Source organism: Gordonibacter sp. RACS_AR68 (genome assembly GCF_030418485.1).
Taxonomy (GTDB): domain Bacteria; phylum Actinomycetota; class Coriobacteriia; order Coriobacteriales; family Eggerthellaceae; genus Gordonibacter; species Gordonibacter urolithinfaciens.
The window spans coordinates 63390-83892 of the sequence record NZ_JAIPUP010000005.1 but is presented as its reverse complement, the minus strand read 5'-3'; the positions used below and the strand labels follow the sequence as shown (position 1 = coordinate 83892).

Sequence of the window (20503 nt, the reverse complement as noted above, 5' to 3'; positions counted from 1 at the left end):
CTTCCATGACGAAAACCGCCATACACGTGGACCATATCGCACGGGTGGAGGGCCACGGCAACGTGCACGTGGTCATCGAGGACGGCGCCGTGAAGACCGTGGAGATGAACGTGGTGGAGCCGGCACGCCTGTTCGAGAGCATGGTGCGCGGCCGCAGCTGGCGCGAGGTGTCCTACATCTCCTCGCGCATCTGCGGCATCTGCTCGGCCAGCCACGTGGTCACCGACCTCAAGGCCATCGAGCGCATCTTCGGCGTGCAGGTCACGCCCCGCACCCGGGCCCTGCGCGAGCTGCTGGTATACGGCTCGTACCTGCAGAACCACGCCACGCACCTGTTCGTGCTGGCCGCGCCCGACTTCGTGGGGCAGAAGAGCGTGTTCCCGCTGGCCGAGAGCGACCCGGCGCTGTTCGAGGGGGCGCTCGGGCTGAAGGCGCTCGGCAACGAGCTGTGCACGGCCGTGGGCGGCCGGTCCATCCACCCCATCACGGCGGTGGTGGGCGGCTTCACCCACGAGATAGGGGCGGGGGAGTACCGCGCCCTTGCCGACAAGATGGACTCGTTCGCGGCGTTCGCGGCTGCGGCCGTGGACCTGTTCGCCGGCTTCCCGGTGCCGCGCATCGCCACGTCTGGCGACCTGCTGGCCATGGTGGAGCCCGACTACTACCCGGTGGAGTGCTCCGACACGGCGCGCTTCCTGGACGCCGGCATCGAGTTCGACGCCAACGACGTGGAAGCGCACCTGGAGGAGTACGCCGTGCCGCATTCCGCCGCGCTGCTGGCGCGCGTGAGGGAGACGGGGTCGCCCTTCTTCACGGGCGCGCTCGCCCGCATCAACGCCTCGTGGCAGCACCTGGGGCAGAACGCCAAGGTGGCCGCCGCCAAGGCGGGCCTGCGCCCGCCCGAGCGCAACCCCTTCATGAACAACGTGGCCCAGGCCGTGGAGCTGGTCGATGCGCTCGACCGCTGCGCGGGCATCTGCCGCGCGCTGGCCGAGCCGGGCGCCGTGGAGGGCTCGAGCGAGCCGGTGGACTTCGAGGTGCGGGCCGGTCGCGGCGTGGGCTTCACCGAGGCCCCGCGCGGCGCGCTGTTCCACGACCTGGAGCTGGACGCCGAGGGCCGAGTGGTGCACGCCTCCATCATGACGCCCACCGCCCAGAACGTGGCGAACCTCGAGGCCGACATGCGCCTGCTGGCCGAGCAGCTCGTGGCCGACGGCTCCGAAGAGGACGAGGTGCGCCTTGAGATCGAGAAGCTCGTGCGCGCCTACGACCCCTGCCTGTCCTGCAGCGTTCACTAGAATGAGACAGGGGGACGGGGATGATGTCTCATCCCCGTCCCCCTGCAACGCGTTGGCTGTGCGCTGCGACGTCAGGCTCGGGCAACGATGTTGCGTCCGACACCCGTGAGCCGTTCGATCTGTCGTACGGAAAGTCCCAGCGCCCGCAGCTTCCTGAGGGCGCGATCCCGCTCGCTCTTGTCGAGCAATGCCAGCCGGTCTGCGAAATCGGCTCCGAGGTGGGAGGCGGCTACCCGCTCCGCCTCGGCTTCGCTTAAATAGGGCCCCCGCTCCTTCAGGCTTACCAGGTAGTCGTGGCCTTGGGACGGGTCGCAGTATCCCTCGAAGGATTCTGCGCCCCCAACCAGCTCCAGCACCAGCGATGTGTCGCAGATTCGCGGCTTTCCGACGTATTCGCCGTAGCTGCTCCAGGGGCAGTCGCGTGGATGCGAGGCCCCCGTGTCCAGCGGATTGAGATGGATGTAGCGGATCGCGGCGAGAAGGTGGGCTTCCGTTTCGACGGGGGCGCTAAGGCACCAGGCAAGCAGCCTGACGTCGTCTTTCTCGGGAAGCGCGCGGAGCCTTTCGACGAAACGCAGACGGTCCTTGTCGTCTTCGAACAGCCTGCGTCGCCCCGCTCCTCGCGCTGTGACATGGTATATGCCGCTGTTCGATTCTCGACGGGCTTGTCTCGGCATGTCGGCTCCTGTCCTCGGCGCTATTCGCGATGCCGTGATTATTGCACGATGGGGGGGGGTTGTGCTCGGCAAGGAGGGGTTGTGTCCGCGAATCCAGAATGAGACATCATCCCCGTCCCCGTGTCTCATTCCGCCCGCCGGGCGGGGTGTGCCCCTCGTGGATTTTCAACGCCGGGGCAACGCCTGTGCTAGAATGCGTTTTTACTTGGAATACGAGAATTCAAGGGGTTTGCCTCTATGTCCTTTTTAGACGCGTTCTCCGGGCTGACCGGCCAAATGTCTACGGACATGGCCATCGACCTCGGGACTGCCAATACACTGGTCGCCATCACGGGCGAGGGCATCGTCATCAACGAGCCCTCCGTCGTCGCCATCGAGAAGAGCACGCACCGGGTGCTCGCGGTGGGCCACGAGGCGAAGAACATGATCAACCACACGCCCGAGGCGTTCTCGGCCGAGCATCCGCTCAAGGACGGCGTCATCGCCGACTACGACGTGACCGAGGCCATGCTCTCGGCGTTCATCAACAAGGCCGCGGTGCGCAAGTACCCGTGGCAGGCCAAGCCGCGCATCGTCATCTGCATCCCGTGCGGCGCCACGTCGGTGGAGAAGCGCGCGGTGTTCGAGGCCGCCATCCAGGCCGGCGCGCGCCAGGCCTACCTCATCGAGGAGCCCATGGCCGCGGCCATGGGCGCCGACCTGCCCGTCACCGAGCCCACGGGCTCCATGGTGGTGGACATCGGCGGCGGCACCACGGAGGTGGCCGTCATCTCGCTCGGCGGCATCGTCACGTCGTCGTCGCTGCGCCTGGCCGGCAACCGCATGGACGAGGCCATCGCTATGCACCTACGCGACCTTCTGGGCATCAAGATCGGCGAGCGCACGGCCGAGATCATCAAGATCAAGATCGGCTCCATCCTGCCGTTCGAGGACGGCCGCGAACGCGACATGATCATCTCCGGCCAGGACGTGATCACCGAGCAGCCGAAGGAGGTGACCATCCAGTCCGAGGACGTGCGCGCCGCGCTCATCGGCCCCTGCGAGGAGATGGTCATCCATATCAAGGAGACGTTCAAGAAGACGAACCCGGACCTCGCGTCCGACATCATACAGAACGGCATCCTGCTCACGGGCGGCGGCGGCCTCTTGTCCGGGCTGGACCGCTACCTCACCGACAAGCTGGAGATCCCGGTGTGGGTGAGCGAGACGGCGCTCACGAACGTCGTCACCGGATGCCTGAAGGTGCTCGAGACGCCCACGGCGCTCAAGCAGACGCTCATGCGGTCGAAGTAAGGCAGCGCCCCTCACCGCATGGCCCTCAACTTCCAACAGAGCGGATCGGCATCGGCGAAGCGGGTGCTGCTCGTCGCATTGCTCGTGGTCTCCTTGGCCCTCGCCACGCTGTACGCGCGCGAGGGCGAGGGCGGGCCGCTGCACGCCGTGCAGGGGGCCGTGGCGGTGGCGGTCGGGCCCTTCAAGCTCGTCGGCGCCGCGGCCGACGCGGGCGTTTCCTCGGCGGGCGAGGGGATCGAGAACCTCACGGCCGACGAGTCGACGCTCTCCGGCTTGCGCGAGAGCAACGAGGAGCTGCGCCGCCGCCTTGCCGAGGCCGACGAGTACAAGCAGGAGGCGGAGCGCCTGGAGGGCCTGCTCCACCTCAAGCAATCCTATGACATCGACGGCGTGGCCGCGCGCGTCGTGGGCAAGAGCGTGGAGGCGTACAACCAGACCGTGACCCTGGACGTGGGCCGCGACGACGGCGTGGAGAGCGGCATGACCGTCATGGGCGCGACCGGCGTCGTGGGCCAGGTGAGGAGCACCGACGCCCGCACCTGCGAGGTGCGGCTGCTCACCGACCAGAACTCAGGCGCGGCGGCCATCATCCAGTCGAACCGCGGTGAGGGAATCGTGCGCGGCTCGCTCGAGGGCCTGCTGTACCTGGAGAACGTGGACGAGGCCAACTGGCCCGTGGTGGGCGACGTGATCGTGACCTCGGGGCTGGGCGGCAGCTACGTGCGCGGTCTCATCATCGGCACGGTGGTGCGGGTGGACGCCGCGGCGGGCAACGCCACGGGCCGCATCGTGGTGAAGCCCAACGACACGGCGGAGTCGCTTTCCGAGGTGCTGGTGGTGCGCGGACTGAACTCCGAGGGCGCGCTCGGCTCGACGCCGCAGGCCGGCGCCGGCGGCTCCGGCGCGACAGGCGGCGACACGGCGGGCGAAAACGGAGACGGCGAAGGAGGCGGTGAATCGTGAACGTGACGCGCGACGGCATAGCGGTCGCGGTGGGCGCCGTGATCGCGGTGCTCCTCCAGATCGTCGTGGCTCCCAACATCGCCCTGTTCGGCGCTATGCCCAACTTCGTGGTGGCCTACGCGCTGCTCGTGGCCATCGTGCGCCCGGCGACGGCCGGCCCGGTGATGCCGTTCGTGCTGGGCCTCGTGTTCGACCTGGTGTCCGGCGGCCCGGTGGGGGCCATGGCCTTCTTGCTGGTGCTCATGACGTTTCTGGCCGCGCGGGCCTTCGCCGTGCTCGACAACGACACGCTGTTCATGCCGCTCGTCATCTTCGTGGCGGCCACGGTGCTCGTGGAGGCGCTCTACGCCGCGTTCCTGCTGGCGCTCGGCTTCGACGCCGGCGCGCTCGACGTGTTCCTGTACCGCGCGCTGCCGTGCGCGCTCTACGACTGCGTGATAGGCCTCGTGCTCTACCCGCTTGCCGCGCGCGTCCTTGCGGGCGCCGCGCCGGCCCAACCCGGCACGCCGCGCCTGCGCTAGGAGGCCGCCCGTGATCGCCGCCCTCATCGCAGCCGCCGTCACGCTCGTGGCGGCCGTCGCCGTCATCGTGGCGGTGCTCGTCGTGCGCAGCCGCACGAAGACCCCCTACGCCGGCCAGAAGAAGGACGTGCGCTCGGTGGGCAATGTGGGCGTGTCCTCGACGTTGGGCGGCGCGGGCAAGCGCGCGGGCGGCGCTGCGGCACCGCGCGTGAACTCGTCGCAGCCGGCCTCCAAGGCGGCCTCCGAGGGGCTGAAGCCCCGCTTCCTCGCCATGGGCGTGCTCACGGCGGCCATCTTCGGCTCGCTCGGAGCGAAGCTCTGGAGCATGCAGGTGCTGGCCTCGGAGACGTTCTCCAGCGCGGCCCAGAAGAACAAGTTCACCGTCGTGCCCACGCCCGCCCCGCGCGGCTACATCTACGACGCCGACGGCGTGGCCATCGTGAAGAACCGCTCGTCGCTCACCGTGCTGGCGGACGCCGAGGTGGCGAACGACCGCGACGTGGTGCAGCGACTGTCCACCGTGCTGGGGGTGCCGTACAACGTGGTGCGCCAGCGCATCCAGGACGCCACGGGCGGCGCGCAGAGCCAGCGCGTGGTGGCGAGCGACGTGCGCCTGCGCGACGTGGCCTTCATCTCCGAGCACGCCGACGCGTTCCCCGGCGTGGCCGTGCAGACGCGCACCGTGCGCGACTACCCCTACGGCGCCCTCGCGGCGCATGCGGTGGGCTACACCGGCTCCGTGACGGCCGACGACCTGGCCGTGATCCCCGACGGGCGCGAGATCGAGCTGGGCGACACGGTGGGCCGCGCGGGCGTCGAGAGCGTGTACGACCACCTGCTGGCGGGCGACCACGGCCAGCGCACCGTCGTGGCCGACGCCGAGGGCAACGTGGTGGAGGTGGCGAGCGAGACGCAGCCCGAGCGCGGCAGCGACGTGTACCTGTGCGTGAAGGCCCCCGTGCAGTACGTGTGCGACCGCGCCCTCGCCGAGCTCATCGCCCCGAAGGAAGGCGTCATCGGCACGGGCAAGGGCTGCGCCGGCGCCGTCGTGGTCATGGACGTGCGCGACGGCGGCATCGTGGCGCTGTCGAGCTACCCCACGTTCTCGCCGGAGACGTTCACGGGGACCATATCGCTGGAGACCTGGGACCTGTTCAACACCGACGAGTCGTACCACCCCATGCTGAACCGCGCCGTTTCGGGCACGTACCCCGCCGCATCCACCTACAAGGCGTTCACCGGCCTCGCGGCGCTCGCCTACGGGTTCGCCGACACGAAGAGGACGTGGGACTGCGGCGGCTCGTGGGACGGCTTCAATACCGGTCAGCGGCAGATGTGCTGGAAGCACAGCGGGCATGGCGTGCTCGACTTCCGCGGAGGCGTCGTGAACTCGTGCGACGTCGTGTTCTACGATATCGGCAAGCAGTTCTTCCAGGCCAGCAGGAGCCAGGGCGGCTCCATCAGCGATACGGCCATGCAGGACGAGATCGCGAAGTACGGGTTCGGCAAGAAGACGGGCATCGACCTGGGCAACATCGAGGAGGTCGGCCGCATCCCCACGCCGGAATGGCGCGCGGAGCATTTCCGCGACTACCCGACGGAGGCGGTGTGGAAGGGCGGCTTCAACACGAACATGGCCATCGGGCAGGGCGACGTGCTGGTCACGCCCATCCAGGTGGCCGTTGCCTACGGTGCCATCGCCACCGGCAACCTCATGAAGCCTCACCTGCTGAAGGAGGTGCGCAACTCCTCGGGCGAGGTGGTGAGGTCGTTCGAGCCCGAGGTCGTGGGCACGCCCGACGTGAAGCCCGAGAACCTGGCCGTCATGCGCGACGCCCTGAAGGGCGTGTCCACCGAGAACGCCGAGCTCGTGGCGCTGTTCAACAAGTTCGGCCTCGATCCCGCCACGGTGGCCTGCAAGACGGGTACGGGCGAGGTCTCCGGCAAGGAGGACTACGCCTGGTTCGCCTGCTACGCGCCCTTCGACGACCCGAAGTACGTCGTGGCATGCGTGGTCGAGCAGGGCGGCGGCGGCTCGGCCGTCGGCGCGCCGCTCGGCATCGAGGTGCTGGCCGCCGCGCTCAACGCCGATGCGGGCGAGCTCACGGACGTGGGCTCCGTCGCGGGGTCCACGGGCAAGTCGCAGGAGCTGGCGACGTCCGGCTCGTCGGGACGAACGGACTAGGAAGGGAGGCAGCCATGGCCCAGCCGCCGCAGATAAACTCGGTGAGGACGCCCGACAAGGCCGTTGTCGATGCCACGCGCTCGCGCCGTTTCCCCTCGCTCAACCTGCCGCTCGTCGTGGTGGTGGCGCTGCTCGCGGGCTACGGCCTCGTCGTGGTGTACTCGGCCGTGTACGGCGACCCCGACTACAGCTTCCCGCGCCAGGCAGCCTTGGTGGCGGCGGGCGCCGTGGTCATGATCGTGCTCTGGCGCTTCGACTACCGGCGCCTGTCCGAGTTCACTACGCTGTTCCTCATCGTGAACGTGGTGCTCATCCTCTCGCCGCACATCCCCGGCTTGGGAACCGATGCGGGCATGGGCTCCCAGTCCTGGATCAAGCTGGGCCCGCTCCCGCAGGTCCAGCCCGGCGAGTTCGCGAAGATCACCGTCATCCTGCTGGACGCGAGCGTCATGGCGCGCTACGGCGGCAGGCTCGACGATCTGCGCGAGTACCTCAAGGCGGTCGGCATCATGCTCATCCCGTTTCTGTGCATCATGACGCAGCCCGACCTGGGCACGGGCCTCGTGTACCTGTTCATCGGCGCGGTGGCGCTCGTGGTGGGCGGCGCACGGCCGAAGTTCCTGCTGGTCACGCTGGCTGCCGGCATCGTGGCCGTGGCCTGCGTGTTCGCGCTCGACGAGGTGCTGGCCGTGCGCAACGCCGACGGCACCGTGGAGTACAAGCTGCTCAAGAACTACCAGCGCGCCCGCCTGCTCGTGTTCCTCGACCCCGACATGGATCCGACGGGCAACGGTTACAACCTGAAGCAGGCGCAGATAGCCATCGGGTCGGGCGGCCTGTTCGGCCAGGGCTACATGCAGGGGTCCCAGCATGCGCTGGGAATACTGCCCGAGGCGCCCACCGACTTCATCTTCTGCGTGCTGGCCGAGGAACTCGGGTTTTTCGGTGTAGTGGTGCTGCTGGGGCTGTACCTCGTGCTCGTTTTGGTAAGCTTCCGCATAGCCGGCTCGGCCGGCGACTTGTTCGGCCTGCTCATCGTTATGTGCGTGGTGGGCATGTGGCTGTTCCAGATACTTGAGAACATTGGCATGACCTGCGGGCTCATGCCTATCACGGGCATACCCCTGCCGTTCATGAGCTACGGTTCGACGGGCACGATCATGAACTTCATCATGCTGGGGCTCGTAGGCTCGGTATGGGCCCACAACACTGCGACCGGGAAGAAGGGCAGCTATGCAGATACCCGTTGACGTGAAGGCCGTCATCGACGAGGCGACGAACATCGACGAGGCGCGGCAGACGCCGCTGTCGGTGAGCGTGTACATCGACGAGAGCGCCCCCGGCGACGTCGTCGCGCGGGTGCGCGGCGCGTTCGCCAGCGCGAGCCCGCATGCGCGGGTGTCGCTGATGTACTTGGACGGGCGTCCGTTCGCGCCGTATGCCGGCGACGACATGGCCGTCATCGTGGCAGGCTTCTCCGACCAGGTGGGAGCCTATGCCGATGAGCTGCGCGCCGCAGGCGTGCCCGTCATGGTTGCCACCACCATGCCCTCGCTCGTGGCCGAGATCGCGCAGTCGCAAGGCCATCCCATCCCGCATGCCGACGTGGTGGCGCCCGATGCGCCGGGGCGCGGGGGGCGCCTGCTGCCCGCCCGCACGGACGGCGCGGCGCCCGTGGCCGCCGCCGAGCCGTACGTGCTCGACGAGCACGCCGCCGCCTCGCTCGACCGCCGTATGGGCGAGTGGATCATCGCCGCCTGCCATGACAAGCGCCTGGCGTTCGCGTTGGCGTTCCCGTTCGTGCGCCGTCCGCTGTCCGTGGACGCCGTGAACGCAACGGCCATGCAGAACGCCGGCGTCGGCCTCGTGGTGTTCATTCCCGGCGCCGACCTGCCCATCATGACGCTGAACCAGGCGAAGATGCTGCTCCAGATAGCCGCCGCGTACGGCGAGCCCATGAGCATGGAGCGCGTGAAGGAGCTGGCTGCCGTCGTGGGCGGCGCATTCGCGCTGCGCTCGGTGGCACGCCAAGTGGTGGCGTTCGTGCCCGCGCTCGGCTGGGCCGTGAAGGCTGCCATCGGCTACACGGGCACCCAGGCCATGGGCCGCGCCGCCATCGAGTACTTCGAGGAGGGCGGCAGCATGGCGGGCCTCGCCGGGGTGGTGGTCCGGGCCCGCGACAAAGCCGTCGAGCTGGCCGAGGACGCCCGCGAGACCGTGTGCGGCGAGCCTTCTCCCGCGCCGGCCCATGCTGCGGCGCCTGTGCGGGGCGGCGGTCGCGTGGCCGATGCCGCGCGCTCGGCCGCGACGAGGGTGGCCGGCGTCGCGCGCAGCGCCGCCGGGTCGGCCGTGCCGTTCGCCTCGTCGGTCGTGCAGGCCGGCGCCCAGGCTGCCGGTGTGGAAGCGCCTGCGGCGGCCCGGAGCGCCGCGCGCTCGGTGGCCGGCGCCGCGCGCTCGCGTCTCAAGGTCACGCGTCCCTCCGCGCACTAGCGCGCTTCCCAACGAAAGAAGGTCGAATCCAATGACGGATCTCTGGCCGCGCCTCAAGGCGCTGCTCGGCGATGCGGAGCGTCCCGCGCGCTACATCAACCGCGAATGGGGATGCGTGTACAAGCCCGACGCGGACTTCCGCTTCTGCATGGTCTATCCCGACACCTACGAGCTGGGGCAGGCGAACCAGGCCGTGCGCATCCTCGTGAACGCGGTGAACGCAGTGGACGGCATGGCCGCCGAGCGCGCGTTCCTGCCGGCGCCGACGCTCTGCGACACCATGCGCGCCGAGGGCCTGCCGCTGTTCTCCATCGAGAGCTGCGCTCCCGTGGCCGAGTTCGACGCGGTGGGCATCACGCTGCCGCACGAGCTGGCTGCCACGAACGTGCTGGAGACGCTCGACCTGGCCGGTATCCCGCTGCGTGCCGACGCGCGCGGCGAGGGCGACCCGCTGGTGCTGGGCGGGGGCCCCTGTGCGTTCAACCCCGAGCCGTACGCGCCGTTCTTCGACGCCTTCAGCATCGGCGAGGGGGAGGAAGCCGTGCCCGAGGCGCTCGCGCTCGTCAGGCGCCTGCGCGCCGAGGGCGCGCCGCGCGCGGCCATCCTGCGGGCGCTTGCCCACGAACCGGGCTGGTACGTGCCGTCGCTCTACCGCTGGCGCAGCGAGCCCGAGGCCCAGGAAGCGGGCTCGTGGATCGAGCCCCTCGAGGAGGGCCTTCCGGTGCGCATAGAGAAGCGCCTGTTCGGGGGCTTTGCGGAAAGCCCTGGCTGGGAGCCGTGCATCGTGCCGTTCACCGAGGTGGTGCACGATCGCCTGAACGTGGAGGTGCTGCGCGGGTGCGCCCGCGGTTGCCGCTTCTGCCAGGCGGGCATGATGTACCGCCCCGTGCGCGAGCGCTCGGTCGACAACGTGGTGGCGTCCACGCTGGCAGGGCTCGCCGCGACGGGCTACGACGAGGTGAGCCTGACGTCGCTCTCGTCGACGGACCACTCCCAGATCGCGGACATCCTCACGCGCCTCAACCATGCCTGCGACGGCAAGGGCGTGCGGATTTCGGTGCCCTCGCAGCGCCTGGACGCGTTCGGCGTGGACATGGCGGGTTTGGTGGCGGGCCAGAAGAAGGGCGGACTCACGTTCGCGCCCGAGGCCGGCACTCAGCGCCTGCGCGACGTCATCAACAAGAACGTGACCGAGGAGGATCTGTTCGGCGCCCTGGACGCGGCGTTCGCGGCCGGATGGCGGCGCGTCAAGCTGTACTTCATGATAGGCCTGCCCACCGAGACGGACGACGACATCAAGGGCATTGCGAGCCTGGCGAGCCGTGCCTACGACCGCGCGAAAGCCGCCGTGCCGCCCGAGCAGCGGGGCAACGTGCGCGTGAGCGTGTCGTGTGCGCTCTTCGTTCCGAAGGCCCAGACGCCGTTCCAGTGGGACGGGCAGATAACGCCCGAGGAGGCGCTGCGTCGCGTGGGCATCCTGCGTCGCAGCGTGAAGTACAAGGCCGTTGACGTGCACTGGCACGATCCGGCCACGAGCTTCGTGGAGGCGGTCATGAGCCGTGCGGGCCGCGAGGCGGCGGCGTGGGTCGAGGCCGCCTGGCGGCGCGGCGCTCGCTTCGACGCCTGGACGGAGTGCTTCGACGGCGAGGCGTGGCGGGCGGCTGCCGACGAGGCGGGCGTCGACCCCGAGGCCATCGCGCAGACGGGCTACCCGACGGACCGCGTCATGCCGTGGGAGCATATCTCCACGGGCGTGTCCCCGCGCTTCCTCGCACGGGAGCGCCGCCTGGCCGACGAGGGCCGCGCGACGCCGGACTGCACGTTCGGCCGGTGCTCGGCGTGCGGCGCCTGCCCCGCGCTCGGGGCCGACAACGAGCTGGCCGCGCCGCGCACGGCGCCCGCCGCCCTGCAGCATGCCGCGGGCGAGCCTGCCGGAGGAGGCCGCGATGAGGCCGTGCCTGCGACCGCCGAAGGTAAGGAGGCCTCCCGTGGCTGATCCTCGCAACTTCCGCCTGCGCGTTGAGTTCTGCAAGCAGGGGCGCCTGGCGCTGCTGAGCCACCTCGAGGTGGCCCGTGCGCTCGAGCGCGCCGTGAGGCGCGCCGGTTTGCCGTTCGCCATCAGCCAGGGCTTCTCGCCCCACATGAAGATCGCCTTCGGGGCCGCCCTGCCCGTGGGCGTGGGAGGGCTGCACGAGGTGTTCGACCTGCAGCTTACGCGCTACGTGCCGCCCGAGCGGGCGCTCGAGGCGCTCCAGGCGGCCAGCGCCCCCGATCTCATGGCGAAGGAATGCCGCTACATCGAGGCTTCCGCACCCGCCGCCTCCGTCGCGTACCCGCTGAGCACGTACCGCGCGCTGCTGTCGTGCGCGCCCGCCGTGCTGCCGGTGCCCGACGAGATAACCGTCGTGCGCAAGAAGAAGGAGAAGGTGCTGCACACGGCCGGCTTCCTCGTAGGCGGCATCGAGCTTGCCGGCGCCGTGGCAACGTTCACCCTCGAGGCGAAGCCCACGGGCTCCCTGCGCCCCGACGTGCTGCTGAGCGCCTGCGTGGATGCGTACAACGCCGCGGAGGCGGATATGCCCGCAGACAGCGCTGCGGCGGATACGGTGGCCGGCGGCCTTCCGGAGGGCGGCCTCTCCGCCGAGCCCTGCGCGCCGGGCGAGCGCCTGCGCATCGTCACCCTCACGCGCATCGAGCAACGCGCCTGACACGCTGCTCGATGGGGGGCAGGGGGCCGTATCGAAAGCCCTAAAGCGGGGCCGTCATGGGATCGCCTCGTAGGCAAGGGCCCTGCCCCTGCCGCAGCCTGCGGGGCGGTCCCGCTTGCCGGCAAGGGAAGGGCCCTTGCCCTACGCCCAACCTGTTAGAAGCGGCGAGGCTAAGCTTTCGGTGCAGCCTCCGCTCCCGCTCCCTTTCTCGCTTTCGGCCGCTTGCGGCGAAGCGGGTTCTTCTGGCATCGACCGATGCCGCGGACGGCTATCAAGCCCGGCAGTTAGAGCGGTCGGGCGCCTTCAGCTGCTTGAGCCACGCCTCGTAAGCCTCCTTGTCGCTGCGGCTGGGTATGCCGTCGCGCGACGGTCGCGCGACCTTCTTCCGCGGTTCGGGGATGGAGCCGTCTGCCGGTGCGGCGCCGGGCGAGGCGAGGGGCTTCTCCTTCACGGGGACCTTCCTTTCGGTTGCGAGTGCGCAGGCGCGCCGTAGGGCGCTTTTCCCCGAGTATAGTGAATGCGACCGGACGGAGGTATATGCCCAGAGGACTAATTCCAGCGCAACCCCATCCCGCGGCCGTATGGGCTGCCCGGAGGCGCCCCGGGGCATCGCCAACAGAAAAAGGCTCCGAGCGATTTCGCTTGGAGCCTTTGGGTTCGAATGGCGGGATGTACGAGACTTGAACTCGCGACCTCCGACGTGACAGGCCGGCGCTCTAACCAACTGAGCTAACACCCCGTGAAGCAGTGGTGGTTATTCTACCGGGTGTTGCCTTCTCGCGCAATACCCTAATCCAGACTTTTCGCCTCAAAGAAAAAACCCGCTGAAGGCGGGCTTTCCAGATTCGAATGGCGGGATGTACGAGACTTGAACTCGCGACCTCCGACGTGACAGGCCGGCGCTCTAACCAACTGAGCTAACACCCCGTGCTTTGCAGCGCGGATTATTCTACCGGTAGCGTCCCTTCGGCGCAATACCCTATTTTGAAATATTTCGGATCGCGATTCGGCATTGCCGAGAGGGCGGCCGCGCGGCATCCGTGCAGGTTGTGTGTACGTGTAAACAATTTAGAGTCTAAAATATAAATTATGCTAAGGTTTAGCAGCTAAACTATAAGGAGCAGGGAAAGGAGACGCCGTGGACGAATCGTTCGCCGAGACGAAGCGCGAGCTGTACGAGCTCATGCAGCGCATGCGGCATGACCGCATCACCCCGCCCACGCCCGAAGGCGTGACGCCCTCCGAGGCGCGCACCATGATGACGGTGGCGATGCTGGAGGAGCACGGCGAGCCTATCAGGCCCGGTCGTGTGGCGGAGCTCTCGCACACGACCCCCAGCGCGCTGTCGCAGACGTTCAAGGCGCTCGAGGAGAAGGGCCTCATCGAGCGGCATCGCTCGGGAGATGATTACCGCGCCGTCACGGTGAACCTCACCGGCGAGGGGCGCCGGTTCGCCGCCGAGGGGCGCCGTATGCGCGACGAGCACATGGAGCAGGTCATGGCGTACGTGGGCGAGGAGGACATGGCGCACCTCGTGCGCATCCTCAAACGCGTCGTGGCGTTCCACGACCTCACGCACACGAGCGACGGGTCGGCGCCATGCCCCTTTGGCGCCGCGTCCTCTGTGCCGCGCGTCCCCGAAGGAGGAGATGCCCCGTGCGCATAGTCCGCTACCTCAAGAACTCCAAGATCGCAGTCGTGCTCATCGTGTGCCTGCTCATCGTGCAGGCGTTCACCGACCTGGCGCTGCCGAACTACACGTCCCAGATCGTGGACGTGGGCATCCAGCAGTCGGGCGTTGAGCACGCCGCCACCGAGGAGATGACCGCCCGCACCCACGACCTCGTGGCCATGATGCTGCCGGAGGGCGATGAGAAGACGTTCGATGCCGCCTACGCCAAGACCGACCAGGGCACGTACAAGCTGAACGCCCAGGGCGAGAGGGAGCAGGCCGAGCTCGACCGCATGGTGTCTCTGCCGCTTGTGGCCATCCACTACTCCCATCAGGTTCCCGACCTCGACCTCGACCAGGCCCTGCAAGCCTACCAGGCGGGCGCCGTGCAGAAGCAGCAGATACTCGACATGCTGGACAAGGCGAAGGAGCAGATGGGCGACATGGGGGATTCCATCGTCGACCAGCAGGCCATCGCGGCCGCGCGCGCCGAGTACGAGCAGCTCGGCTACAACCTGTCCGATATCCAGATGCGCTACCTCGTGCGCATCGGCCTGACCATGCTGGGCCTCACGGCCCTCGGCATGGCGGTGGCCATCCTCGTGGGCTTCCTCGCCTCCCGCACGGCCGCCAAGGTGGGCGCGACGCTCCGCGCTAAGCTGTTTCGGCGCGTCGTGTCGTTCTCGGACGCCGAGGTGCAGTCCTTCTCGGCCGCCTCGCTCATCACGCGCGGCACCAACGACGTGCAGCTCATCCAGATGGTCACCGTCATGCTGCTGCGCATGGTGCTGTACTCGCCCATCCTGGCCATCGGCGGCATCATCATGGTGTCGCGCACGAACCTGGCCATGAGCTGGATCATCGTGCTGGCCGTGGTGGTCATCGGCATCCTCATCGTCGTGCTCATGAAGGTGGCCATGCCCAAGTTCAAGATCATGCAGAAGCTCATCGACCGCGTGAACCTCGTTTCGCGCGAGATGCTCACGGGCCTGCCCGTCATCCGCGCGTTCGACCGCCAGCCCTTCGAGGAGCAGCGCTTCGACGAGGCCTCGACGCGCCTCATGAAGACGCAGCTGTTCACGAACCGCGTCATGACGTTCATGATGCCGCTGATGATGCTCATCATGAACGGCGTGTCCGTGCTCATCGTGTGGGTGGGCGGCGGCTACATCGACAACGGCACCATCCAGACGGGCGACCTCATCGCGTTCATCACCTACGCCATGGTCATCATCATGAGCTTCCTCATGATCGGCATGATCTCCATCATGCTGCCGCGCGCCGACGTGGCCGCGCAGCGCGTGAACGAGGTGCTGGAGAAGCAGCCCACCATCTGCGACCCCGCGCCCGAGACGGCGCGCGACGCCGAGCTGGCCGGCCGCACGGGCGGCGCCCGCATCGTGTTCGACGACGTGAGCTTCAAGTACGGCGACTCGAAGGAATGCGTGCTGGAGAACCTGGACTTCGCCTGCGAGCCGGGGCAGACCACGGCCATCATCGGCTCCACCGGGTCGGGCAAGTCGACGGTGGTGAAGCTCATCGAGCGCTTCTACGACGTCACCTGCGGCTCCATCACCGTGGATGGCGTGGACGTCCGCGACGTGAGCCAGGAGGCGCTGCGCGCGCAGCTGGGCTACGTGCCGCAGAAGGCGTTCCTGTTCAGCGGCACCATCCAATCGAACATCGCTTATTCGGACGAGGGCATGCCCGAGGAGCGCGTCGAGCTGGCGGCCCAGGTGGCCCAGGCATCGGACTTCATCGCCTCTAAGCCCGAGGGGCTCGACGCAGAGGTTTCGCAGGGCGGCACGAACGTGTCGGGGGGCCAGCGCCAGCGCCTGGCCATCGCCCGCGCGCTCGCCACCGAGGCCCGGGCGTACCTCTTCGACGACAGCTTCTCGGCGCTGGACTACAAGACCGACGCGGCGCTGCGCCAGGAGCTGCACACGCGCCTGGGCGGCAAGACGGTGGTCATCGTGGCCCAGCGCATCTCCACCATCCTGCACGCCGACAAGATCGTCGTGCTCGACGACGGCCGGATCGTCGGCCAGGGCACGCACGGCGAGCTCATGGAGAGCTGCGAGGAGTACCGGGAGATAGCGATGTCGCAGCTCTCGGCCGAGGAACTGAACGGAGGTGATGCGGCATGAGCGCTCAGGCGAATGGGGCGGCCACGCGCCGCCCGCTGCGCCGCGGCCCCATGGGCGGCCACGGGCCCGGCCACGGCATGATGCCCGGCGAGAAGGCCAAGGACTTCAAGGGCACGCTCAAGAAGATGATCGCCTTCATGGGCCGCTTCAAGGCGGCACTCGTGGTGGTGCTCGTGTTCGCCATCGGCTCCACGGTGTTCAACATCATCGGGCCGAAGGTGCTGTCCACGGCCACGACCGAGCTGTTCAACGGAATTGTGGCGAAGATCGACGGCTCGGGCGGCATCAACTTCGACGCCATCGCGCAGATCCTGCTGTTCACGCTGGGGCTGTACCTGCTGTCCGCGGCCTGCTCGTTCGTGCAGGGCTGGATCATGTCGTCGGTGTCGCAGCGCACCAGCTACCAGCTGCGCCGCTCCATCGCCGAGAAGATCGACCGCATGCCCATGGGCTACTTCGAGCGCAACTCGGTGGGCGACACGCTCTCGCGCATCACCAACGACGTGGACACGCTCGGGCAGAGCCTGAACCAGGGCGTCACGCAGCTCATCACGTCCGTCACCACCATCGTCGGCGTGCTCGTCATGATGCTGACCATCAACCCGCTCATGACGCTCATCACCGTGGTCATCCTTCCGGTGTCGGTGGTGCTCATCATGGTGGTGGTGAAGCGCTCGCAGAAGTTCTTCCTGGCGCAGCAGCGCACGCTGGGCGAGATCAACGGCCTGGTGGAGGAGACGTTCTCCGGCCACGCCATCGTGAAGGCGTTCAACCGTGAGGACGGCACGGTGGACAACTTCAACGAGACGAACGCGCGCCTGTACAATTCGGCGTGGAAGAGCCAGTTCTTCAGCGGCCTCATGCAGCCCATCATGAACTTCGTGGGCAACCTCGGCTACGTGGCCGTGGCCATCACCGGCAGCTTCCTGGCCGTGCAGGGCGTCATCACCGTGGGCGACATCCAGGCGTTCATCCAGTACGTGAAGAACTTCACGCAGCCCATAACGCAGCTCACGCAGGTGTCGAACGTGCTGCAGCAGATGGCCGCCGCCGCCGAGCGCATCTTCGAGTTCCTGGACGAGCCCGAGGAGGAGCCGGACCATGCGACGGTGACGTCTGGCGAGGTGGAGTGCGAGGTCGAGTTCGACCATGTTCATTTCGGCTACGATCCGGCCAAGCCCGTCATCGAGGACTTCTCGGCGCGCGTCACCGAGGGGCAGACCGTGGCGCTCGTGGGCCCCACCGGCGCCGGCAAGACCACGATGGTGAAGCTGCTCATGCGCTTCTACGACGTGCAGTCGGGCTCGATCAAGATAGGCGGCCACGACATCCGCGACTTCGCGCGCGACGACTTGCGCTCGATGTTCGGCATGGTGCTGCAGGACACGTGGCTGTTCCACGGCACCATCCGCGACAACATCCGCTACGGCAAGCTGGACGCCACCGACGAGGAGGTGGAGGCGGCGGCGAAGGCGGCCTACGTGCACCACTTCATCCAGACGCTGCCTGCGGGCTTCGACACCGAGATCAACGAGGACGCCAGCAACATCAGCCAGGGACAGCGCCAGCTGCTCACCATCGCGCGCGCCATCCTGGCCGACCGCCGCATGCTCATCCTGGACGAGGCCACAAGCTCGGTGGACACGCGCACCGAGGAGCGCATCCAGAAGGCCATGGACAACCTCATGGCCGGGCGCACCTCGTTCGTCATCGCGCACCGCCTGTCCACCATCAAGAACGCGGACCTCATCCTCGTCATCCGCGACGGCGATATCGTGGAGCAGGGCACGCACGAGGAGCTGCTTCAACTTGGCGGTTTCTACGCGGAGCTGTATAATTCACAGTTCGCTGAGACTATCGACGAGATCGAGGACTAGCGCGACCGCGGGAGGGGCCCGGCCGCGCGCGGGCCCGCGGCCGGGCATGCGGGCCGGACCTCGTCGCGACGATGAGGATGGCCTATGTCCCGACCGGGGGAGACGAATACGGAAGAACACCAGGGCGACGGCGTGCCGTTCGCCGGCCCTGACACGGGCCGCGAGGGCACCGGGCCGGCGCGGCTCGCAGTGTTCGACTTCGACGGCACGAGCATCGAGGGCAACTCGCCCGTGCTGCTCGTGCAGCACCTCATGGAGCGCGGCATGCTGCGCAAGCGGGTGATCTTCCGCATCCTCTTGTGGGCGGCGGCCTACAAGCTGCGCCTGCCCCAGAACGAGAGCAAGGTGCGCAGCCTGGTGTTCACGGCGTTCGAAGGGCGATCGGCCGAGGAGGTGGACCGATTCCTGGCCGACTTCTACGACGAGCGCATCGCGCTTTTGTTCCGCCCCGAAGCCGATGCCGCCATGCGCGCCCATGCGGCGGCGGGCGACACGGTGGTGGTCATCTCGGCCACGTTCGAGCCCATCATCCTGCGCGCCATGGAGCACCATCCCTTCGCGTTCCAAATATCCACGCGCATGCGCAAGGCGCCCGACGGCACGTACACCCGCGAGGTGGAGGGCCTGCCCGTGGAGGGCGAGGAGAAGATAGCGGCCGTGCAGCGCTTCGGCGACAACCGCTTCGGGCCGGGGAACTGGGTGCTGGACAGCGCCTACGGCGACCACCACTCAGATCGCGCGGTGCTGGGCGCCGCCCGGCACGCCTTTGCCGTCGACCCCGACCGCCCGCTCGCCCGCACGGCCCGCGAGAAGGGCTGGACGGTTCTCGGCTGGTGAGACAGGGGGACGGGGATGACGTCTCATTCGCTTGCGGCGGCATCCCCGTCCCCCTGTCCCATCCCTTTCCATCCCGTGACGTTTTGAGGTTTTTGCGGCGCGCCCTATGCGCCTGCCCTCCAGTCCGGTAAAATGCGACTTGACCATATACAATTGCGCATCTGACAGGCGAAACATACTTGCGAAGGAGGTGGGTCCATGTTCGAGAACGCTGACGCGAACAGCTCACCAAGCCAGAACGACGAATACGGCAACTCTGCCGCCGACTACCTGCACCGTGCCGCGCAAGCTTGCGCGGCGGGCGACGCGGTGCTGGGCATGCACCTGTACCTCGCCGCCTTCGAGAAGGGGGCGCACGGCGCCTACGCGCCCGACGACGAGGCCGTGGGGGGCCTCCGCCAGGCATGGGCCCTGGCCTGCAAGCTGAAAGAGCGCTCGCTTGCCGAGTACATCTTCGAGAAGCTGGAGCCCTATCTGGCCTCCGACGAGGTGGCCGCTTGCGCCGAGCAGCTGCAGCGCCTTGCGCTCGACAAGCTGGAGGAGTTCGGGCTGACGCGCGAGGACCTGGAGGACATGACCGACATGATCTCCCAGGACTTCCTCGGCATCGATGCGCCGCGGCTCATGAAGGTGGAGCACGTCACGCTCCCGCGATCACCGCGTGCGGCGCTGCCCGACCCGGAGGAGGCGGAGGCTGCCGAGGCCGGGGACGATACGGCGAAGGCTGCCGAGAACGCCGGGGAAGCCGACAAGGACGCCGCAGCTTGGCGGCGCGAGGCGGGCGGCACGAAGGGCGACCAGGGGAAGGGCGCATCTTCCGAGCATGCCTCGGCGCTCGCCCAGGCTGCCAAGGCGGTGGAGGACGCCATGGGCGCCGATGCCGACGCGCACGCCGTGGTGTCGGCGATCGAGCGCATCTCTTACGCCGATATCGTCGGCTACAACGACGCGGTAGCGCTCATGCGCGACTTCGGTCTGGGAATGCAGGACGACCCCCAGTTCCAGAGCCTTGTGGAGCTGCTCAACGCGCGCCACGGCCTGGACCGCATGCCGGCTGCCGACGCGATACTCTTCCGCTCGCCCGCCCGCGAGGACGCGAACCGCTTCATGGCGGCCACGCTCGGCGAGCTTGACATGCCGGCCATCCGCATGCGCATGGAGGAGAACCTCCAGGGCATGCCCGTGCTGTGCGTCATGGCGCAGGCCGACAACCAGCCCCAGCTCAACGCCGCGCGCAACGCCTTCGAGGGGCCGGGCGTGCTCATGCTGGAGGACTTGGACCTGTGGGCGTCGCCCATGACCGAGGGCGGCGACGACTTCGGCGGCTTCGTGTTCTCCAGCCTGTCGCGCGGCGCGCGCGAGGCTATCGGCCTCGTCCGCTCGGCGGTGGAGAACCCGGACGTGTTCGTGCTGGCCTCGGCGGCGGAGGCGGGGGAGATCGACCCGTTCTTCTACGACCTGCTGGAGCCGCTGTCCATCGTGGACATCGACTATCCCACGCCGGAGGAGCGCGTGGACATCTGGATGGAGATCGCGCGCGAGCATCCGTCGCTGCGCGGCGTGAATCGGGTCGACCTCGTGCGTCTGTCCTCCGGCATGCCCCGCTACGACATCTACATGGCGGCGCGCGAGGCCATCGAGGAAGCCTACAAGGCCAGCCTCGTGGCACGGCGCTACGTGCCCGTCACCGCAGACAACCTGTTCGACAAGCTGGCGGCATACCAGCCGCTCGACTCGGACGAGTACCGTGCCCTCGAGGACGCCGTCGTGCGGGACTTCCGCCGCGACCTCGACCATCTCGACGATCTGCTGAAAGGAACCGAGGAGTAGACTTT

Annotated in this window: 16 protein-coding genes and 2 tRNA genes; 14 read left to right on the top strand and 4 right to left on the bottom strand. The window is 68.2% G+C overall.

The window, feature by feature from the left end:
* The first annotated feature begins 5 nt into the window (after window positions 1–5).
* Window positions 6–1298 (top strand): Ni/Fe hydrogenase subunit alpha, encoded by a 1293-nt coding sequence (locus tag K9U15_RS11370; RefSeq protein WP_154270643.1) that lies wholly within the window; start codon window positions 6–8, stop codon window positions 1296–1298.
* Window positions 1299–1369: 71 nt separating this feature from the next.
* Here K9U15_RS11370 and K9U15_RS11365 read toward each other — a convergent pair whose 3' ends face one another.
* Window positions 1370–1975: a hypothetical protein gene (locus K9U15_RS11365; protein ID WP_301156136.1), complete on the bottom strand. Its 606-nt coding sequence runs from the start codon at window positions 1973–1975 to the stop codon at window positions 1370–1372.
* A gap of 237 nt (window positions 1976–2212) precedes the next feature.
* Here K9U15_RS11365 and K9U15_RS11360 point away from each other — a divergent pair, with 237 nt between their 5' ends.
* From K9U15_RS11360 to K9U15_RS11325, 8 genes are read left to right on the top strand one after another with little or no spacing between them, the layout of a single operon-like run.
* A complete protein-coding gene (locus tag K9U15_RS11360; protein WP_080142680.1) occupies window positions 2213–3268 on the top strand; it encodes a rod shape-determining protein in 1056 nt (351 codons plus the stop codon).
* 18 nt (window positions 3269–3286) lie between these two features.
* Window positions 3287–4231, top strand: a complete 945-nt coding sequence (mreC, locus tag K9U15_RS11355; RefSeq protein WP_096228300.1) for a rod shape-determining protein MreC — start codon at window positions 3287–3289, stop codon at window positions 4229–4231.
* Complete coding sequence (gene mreD, locus K9U15_RS11350) at window positions 4228–4752, top strand: rod shape-determining protein MreD (protein ID WP_087190536.1); 525 nt, start codon at window positions 4228–4230, stop codon at window positions 4750–4752. The genes mreC and mreD overlap by 4 nt, the downstream gene beginning before the upstream one ends.
* 10 nt (window positions 4753–4762) lie before the next feature.
* On the top strand, window positions 4763–6937 hold the full coding sequence (gene mrdA, locus K9U15_RS11345) for a penicillin-binding protein 2 (protein ID WP_301156135.1): 2175 nt from the start codon (window positions 4763–4765) through the stop codon (window positions 6935–6937).
* A 14-nt stretch (window positions 6938–6951) separates the two neighbouring features.
* Entirely contained in the window at window positions 6952–8187 is a 1236-nt protein-coding gene (gene rodA, locus K9U15_RS11340; RefSeq protein WP_301156133.1) for a rod shape-determining protein RodA, read from the top strand.
* Window positions 8171–9427 (top strand): YcjF family protein, encoded by a 1257-nt coding sequence (locus tag K9U15_RS11335; RefSeq protein WP_087190539.1) that lies wholly within the window; start codon window positions 8171–8173, stop codon window positions 9425–9427. Before rodA ends, K9U15_RS11335 begins: the two co-directional genes overlap by 17 nt.
* Before the next feature lie 31 nt (window positions 9428–9458).
* Complete coding sequence (locus K9U15_RS11330; RefSeq protein WP_301156132.1) at window positions 9459–11423, top strand: TIGR03960 family B12-binding radical SAM protein; 1965 nt, start codon at window positions 9459–9461, stop codon at window positions 11421–11423.
* Window positions 11416–12135: a TIGR03936 family radical SAM-associated protein gene (locus K9U15_RS11325; protein ID WP_301156131.1), complete on the top strand. Its 720-nt coding sequence runs from the start codon at window positions 11416–11418 to the stop codon at window positions 12133–12135. The genes K9U15_RS11330 and K9U15_RS11325 overlap by 8 nt, the downstream gene beginning before the upstream one ends.
* Before the next feature lie 271 nt (window positions 12136–12406).
* Here the strand turns inward: K9U15_RS11325 and K9U15_RS11320 are convergent, their stop codons facing one another.
* From K9U15_RS11320 to K9U15_RS11310, 3 genes are all read right to left on the bottom strand, one after another.
* Window positions 12407–12586, bottom strand: a complete 180-nt coding sequence (locus K9U15_RS11320; RefSeq protein WP_096228305.1) for a hypothetical protein — start codon at window positions 12584–12586, stop codon at window positions 12407–12409.
* A 211-nt stretch (window positions 12587–12797) separates the two neighbouring features.
* Window positions 12798–12874 (bottom strand) — tRNA-Asp (locus tag K9U15_RS11315).
* A 111-nt stretch (window positions 12875–12985) separates the two neighbouring features.
* Window positions 12986–13062 (bottom strand) — tRNA-Asp (locus tag K9U15_RS11310).
* A 211-nt stretch (window positions 13063–13273) separates the two neighbouring features.
* Between K9U15_RS11310 and K9U15_RS11305 the strand changes: the two genes are divergently transcribed.
* From K9U15_RS11305 to K9U15_RS11285, 5 genes are all read left to right on the top strand, one after another.
* The gene (locus K9U15_RS11305) at window positions 13274–13801 is read left to right on the top strand and encodes a MarR family winged helix-turn-helix transcriptional regulator (protein WP_301156129.1); all 528 of its coding nucleotides are present in this window, start codon (window positions 13274–13276) and stop codon (window positions 13799–13801) included.
* Entirely contained in the window at window positions 13792–15954 is a 2163-nt protein-coding gene (locus K9U15_RS11300; RefSeq protein WP_301156128.1) for an ABC transporter ATP-binding protein, read from the top strand. Before K9U15_RS11305 ends, K9U15_RS11300 begins: the two co-directional genes overlap by 10 nt.
* Window positions 15951–17831 (top strand): ABC transporter ATP-binding protein, encoded by a 1881-nt coding sequence (locus tag K9U15_RS11295; RefSeq protein WP_096228308.1) that lies wholly within the window; start codon window positions 15951–15953, stop codon window positions 17829–17831. The genes K9U15_RS11300 and K9U15_RS11295 overlap by 4 nt, the downstream gene beginning before the upstream one ends.
* An 84-nt stretch (window positions 17832–17915) precedes the next feature.
* The gene (locus K9U15_RS11290) at window positions 17916–18668 is read left to right on the top strand and encodes an HAD family phosphatase (protein ID WP_087190546.1); all 753 of its coding nucleotides are present in this window, start codon (window positions 17916–17918) and stop codon (window positions 18666–18668) included.
* Window positions 18669–18866: 198 nt separating this feature from the next.
* Window positions 18867–20498, top strand: coding sequence for a ribonucleotide reductase subunit alpha (locus tag K9U15_RS11285; RefSeq protein WP_123674111.1), 1632 nt, complete (start codon window positions 18867–18869; stop codon window positions 20496–20498).
* Window positions 20499–20503: the final 5 nt, after the last annotated feature.

Excerpts from the sequence above, each read along its gene's own strand:
- K9U15_RS11370 (WP_154270643.1), top strand. The coding sequence starts at position 6 with ATGACGAAAACCGCCATACACGTGGACCATATCGCACGGGTGGAGGGC.
- K9U15_RS11365 (WP_301156136.1), bottom strand. The coding sequence starts at position 1,975 with ATGCCGAGACAAGCCCGTCGAGAATCGAACAGCGGCATATACCATGTC.
- K9U15_RS11360 (WP_080142680.1), top strand. The coding sequence starts at position 2,213 with ATGTCCTTTTTAGACGCGTTCTCCGGGCTGACCGGCCAAATGTCTACG.
- mreC (WP_096228300.1), top strand. The coding sequence starts at position 3,287 with ATGGCCCTCAACTTCCAACAGAGCGGATCGGCATCGGCGAAGCGGGTG.
- rodA (WP_301156133.1), top strand. The coding sequence starts at position 6,952 with ATGGCCCAGCCGCCGCAGATAAACTCGGTGAGGACGCCCGACAAGGCC.
- K9U15_RS11335 (WP_087190539.1), top strand. The coding sequence starts at position 8,171 with ATGCAGATACCCGTTGACGTGAAGGCCGTCATCGACGAGGCGACGAAC.
- K9U15_RS11330 (WP_301156132.1), top strand. The coding sequence starts at position 9,459 with ATGACGGATCTCTGGCCGCGCCTCAAGGCGCTGCTCGGCGATGCGGAG.
- K9U15_RS11295 (WP_096228308.1), top strand. The coding sequence starts at position 15,951 with ATGAGCGCTCAGGCGAATGGGGCGGCCACGCGCCGCCCGCTGCGCCGC.
- K9U15_RS11290 (WP_087190546.1), top strand. The coding sequence starts at position 17,916 with ATGTCCCGACCGGGGGAGACGAATACGGAAGAACACCAGGGCGACGGC.
- K9U15_RS11285 (WP_123674111.1), top strand. The coding sequence starts at position 18,867 with ATGTTCGAGAACGCTGACGCGAACAGCTCACCAAGCCAGAACGACGAA.